This is a genomic window from Streptacidiphilus neutrinimicus (assembly GCF_000787815.1).
GTDB lineage: Bacteria > Actinomycetota > Actinomycetes > Streptomycetales > Streptomycetaceae > Streptacidiphilus > Streptacidiphilus neutrinimicus.
In genome coordinates, this window is record NZ_BBPO01000003.1 from 32,096 (window position 1) to 35,835 (window position 3,740).

A 3,740-nucleotide genomic window follows, 5' to 3' on the forward strand; every position below is an offset into this window, starting at 1 on the left:
GGCGCGCCGACCCTGCCGAGCACCAGCGTGGTCTTCGGCCAAGCCAAGTGCGACCCGCTGCCCAACCCCAGCCCGACGACCAACGCCCTGCCCGCGCAGGAGGCCGGCACCCGCCCGGCCCGCGCACTGCCCTACCAGCCCAACGCCTGGGTGGACCACCTCGAGTTCGACTCCGGCGGCAAGACGCTGGTGTGGATCCGGATGGCCAACCAGGGCGCGCAGGCCACGTCCTACGCGCACTACTCGATCTACGCCAACGCCTACCGCAGCGGCGGCCCGTGGCAGTACACCGTCGCCCCCTTCAGCAACGGCACCGACGGCACCACCATCGACTACTTCAACGTCGGCACCGGCTACGGCAACGGCAAGTACGACCTCACCTGCGTCGGCCCGAACCGCTTCCTGCGCCGGTTCACCGGCAACACCACGGCGGCCGGCAAGACCTGCGAGGCGACCACCACCTACGCCGCCGCGCCGGACACCGGCAAGGAGGCGCTCTGGGTGCACATGACCAACACCGGCACCAGCACGGTCACGTTCACCGTCACCTCCACCAACTACCGCACCGACGGCCCCTGGACCTACCAGGTCGCGGCCGGCCAGACGGTGTCGGACTACTTCAACGCGGTGGCGTACCAGAACGGCTGGTACGACTTCAACGTCACCGTCAGCTCCGACTCCAGCTGGAGCCGTCGCGTGACCGGCCACATCGAGACCGGCGCGGCGAGCGTCAGCGGCTGACCTCGCGGCCCAGGCCGCGGAGGTGGCGGAGGGAGCGGCTCAGGACCGGTTCGGCGGCGCGTCGAGCCCGCAGCTGTGCTGCGGGGCCGCCGGGCCGGGCTCCTGCTTCGGCGCCTTGGCCGGGTTGCGGATCAGCGCCGCCGCCATCAGCCCGCTCAGCACGCACAGCGCGCCGGAGAACAGCACGGCCCTGTGGAAGCCCGACGAGAACGTGGCCGGGTGCAGGTAGGCGGAGCCGGTGATCCCGGCGATCGCCGGAAGGACGGCCACCGCGATCAGGCCGGCGGCCCGGGCCACGTCGTTGTTCACCGCCGAGGCCATGCCCGCGTGCTGCGCGGGCGCGGAGGACAGCGCGGTCGAGGTGAGCGGCGCGACGGTCGTGGCCAGCCCGAGTCCGAGCACCACGACGGCCGGCAGCACCTCGGTGAGATAGGAGCCCGAGCTGCCCACCATGCTCAGCAGCGCGATCCCGACCCCCGCCAGGCACGGCCCGACGCTCATCTGCAACCGCGGACCGATCCGGCCGGCGAGCTGGCCGGATCGGGCGGAGAGCGTCAGCATGATCAGGGTCACCGGCAGCAGTGACACCCCGGCCTCCAGCGCGCTGTAGCCGGAGACCTGCTGCAGTTGGATGGGCAGCAGGAAGAGCACCCCGCCCAGCGCGCCGTACAGCACGAAGGTCACCGCGTTGGTCGCGGTGAACTGGCGTGAGGAGAAGAGCGACAGCGGCAGCATCGGGTGCGGCGTCCGGTTCTCCCACCAGACGAACGCGCCGAGCAGGGCGAGGCCGCCGAGGAGCGAGGTCAGTACGGCGGCGCTCTGCCAGCCCCGCGAGGGTCCCTCGATCAGCCCGTAGGTCAGTCCCACCAGCCCCAGCGTGATCAGCGCCCCGCCCGTCACGTCCACGCTCCCCTCCGCCGCGGCCGGATCCCGCGACTCGGGGACGTGCCGGATGCCGAGCACCACGACGACCACGGCCAGCGGCAGGTTGATCGCGAAGATCAGCCGCCAGGAGACGGCCTGCACCAGCCACCCGCCGACGAACGGCCCGATGGCCGTCGCCACCCCGCTCAGCCCCGACCAGGCGCCGATGGCTCGCCCCCGGTCCTCCGGGACGAACGAGGCCTCGATGATGGCCAGGCTCCCCGGGGTGAGCAGCGCCGCGCCGACGCCCTGGAGCGCGCGGGCCCCGATCAGCGTCGCCGAGTTGGGGGCGAACCCGCAGATCAGGCTCGCCAGCGCGAACCACACCACGCCGATCAGGAAGACCTTCTTCCGTCCGAACCGGTCCCCGAGCGAGCCCCCGACCAGCAGCAGACCCGCCAGGGTCAGCGTGTAGGCGGTGACCACCCACTGCAGGTCGGCGAGCCCGACATGGAAATCCCGCCCGATCGCGGGAAGCGCGATCCCCACGACGGTGGCGTCGATCGACGCGAGGCCGGAACCGAGGACCGTCGCGGCGAGGACCCAGCGCCCCGGGCCCGACCCGTACCGCAGGGAAGGCGTCATATACGCAGGTTATGTTGCGGTGGCCCGGCGGGCGCGAGGAACGGCGCGAATCCCGGCCGGTCGGAGCGCGGGAGTCCCGGCCCGCCGGGCCACGGCGCCGGGACGGCGTCCGGGACCTGCCCGGGACCTAGGTCCCGCGGCGGGACGCCTTTCGGCGCCCTGGGCGGGGCCCAACGCCGCACTGATCCGGGGGCTCCGCAGCCGTAGCGTGGGAGATGAGGACGCGGTGCCGGCGTGTGGAGCCTGGCCGCAGCGTCCGCCGCCAGGCCCGCAGAGGAGCGATCGAGATGCACGCCCGCGCACGTGACCACCGCACGCCGGCCGCCGTCCTCACGCTGCCGCGGCACGCACGCGCGGCCGCGCAGGCGCGGCACACCGTCGCGGCGCTCGCCCCCGACGACGAGGACGTCACCGACCGCGGCAAGCTGCTCGTCACCGAGGCCGTCGCGAACGCGGTCGAGCACACCGACGGCCCGTGGGTGACGGTCGAGATGTGCGTGGACCACCGGTCCGGGGGCATGTTCTGCGCCGTCTTCGACGGCGACCCGGCCACGCCGCTGCCGGTGCGGCCGGGTGTCGCCGCCCGCGCCGCCGAGTCGGGGCGCGGGCTAAGGCTGATCAAGGACCTCAGCGACGACTGGGGGTACTTCCGGGTGCGGGACGGAAAGTGGGTCTGGTTCCACCTCCGCCCCGCACCGGGGTCGGCTGCCGCGGCCTGAGTGGCGTCAGCCGCCGCGTCAGCCGCCGCGTCAGCCGCTGACGCTCGCCGCGCCGGTCTCGATGTGGCCGGTGGCCCGGCGGCTCCACGAGGAGTCGGCGTCGACGGTGACCGTGAAGTCGTACCAGCCGTTGTCGTACGCCACCGCGTTGAAGTAGTCCGACACCGTCGCCCCCGGGGCGACCTGGTAGGTCCAGGGGCCGTCGGTGCGGTAGTTGGTGGAGGTGATGGTGTAGGTGACCGTGCTGGAGCCGGTGTTGGTCATCTTGAACCACACGGCCTCCTGGCCGGTGTTCGGCGCGGGGGCGTAGTACGTGCTGGCCTCGCAGCCCTTGCCCGCGCCGTTCGCGTTGCCCTGGAAACGGCGCAGGAAGCGGTTCGGGCCGACGCAGGTGAGGTCGTACTGACCGTTGCCGTAGTTCGTGCCGATGTTGAAGTAGTCGTTGGCCGTGCCGTCCTTGCCGTTGGCGTACGGCGCGACGGTGTACTGCCACGGGCCGCCGCTGCGGTAGTTGTTGGCATAGATGGAGTAGTGCGCGTAGGCGGTGGCCTGCGGGCCCTGGTTCGCCATGTCGATCCAGAGCAGGATCTGGCCGTTCGCGTCGTACTCGATGTGGTCGACCCAGGCGTTGGGCTGGTAGGGCAGTGCCCGGGCCGGGCGGGTGCCGGCCTCCTGCGTGGGCATCGAGTTGGTGCCGGGGGCCGGATTGATCTGCACGTTGGCCGTGGCCTGGCTGATGGTGGCGCTGGTGTCGGGAAGCGAGGGCAGCCC

At 72.4% G+C, this 3,740-nt stretch carries 4 protein-coding genes; 2 read left to right on the top strand and 2 right to left on the bottom strand.

The genetic code is table 11. The features are described 5' to 3' along the window. Positions 1–741: phospholipase domain-containing protein (locus tag TR48_RS03135; protein ID WP_042364288.1), on the top strand; the 741-nt coding region annotated here is incomplete at its 5' end. A gap of 39 nt (positions 742–780) precedes the next feature. Here TR48_RS03135 and TR48_RS03140 read toward each other — a convergent pair. After that, positions 781–2,250: an MFS transporter gene (locus TR48_RS03140; RefSeq protein WP_042364289.1), complete on the bottom strand. Its 1,470-nt coding sequence runs from the start codon at positions 2,248–2,250 to the stop codon at positions 781–783. 287 nt (positions 2,251–2,537) lie between these two features. Between TR48_RS03140 and TR48_RS03145 the strand changes: the two genes are divergently transcribed. Then, the gene (locus tag TR48_RS03145) at positions 2,538–2,969 is read left to right on the top strand and encodes an ATP-binding protein (RefSeq protein WP_052442368.1); all 432 of its coding nucleotides are present in this window, start codon (positions 2,538–2,540) and stop codon (positions 2,967–2,969) included. A gap of 30 nt (positions 2,970–2,999) precedes the next feature. Here the strand turns inward: TR48_RS03145 and TR48_RS03150 are convergent. Continuing rightward, positions 3,000–3,740 (bottom strand): phospholipase domain-containing protein (locus tag TR48_RS03150; RefSeq protein ID WP_152627782.1); only part of this gene is annotated, 741 nt, incomplete at its 5' end.

Bases quoted from the DNA above. Each gene is read 5' to 3' on its own strand.
- TR48_RS03140 (WP_042364289.1), bottom strand. From the start codon at position 2,250: ATGACGCCTTCCCTGCGGTACGGGTCGGGCCCGGGGCGCTGGGTCCTC.
- TR48_RS03145 (WP_052442368.1), top strand. From the start codon at position 2,538: ATGCACGCCCGCGCACGTGACCACCGCACGCCGGCCGCCGTCCTCACG.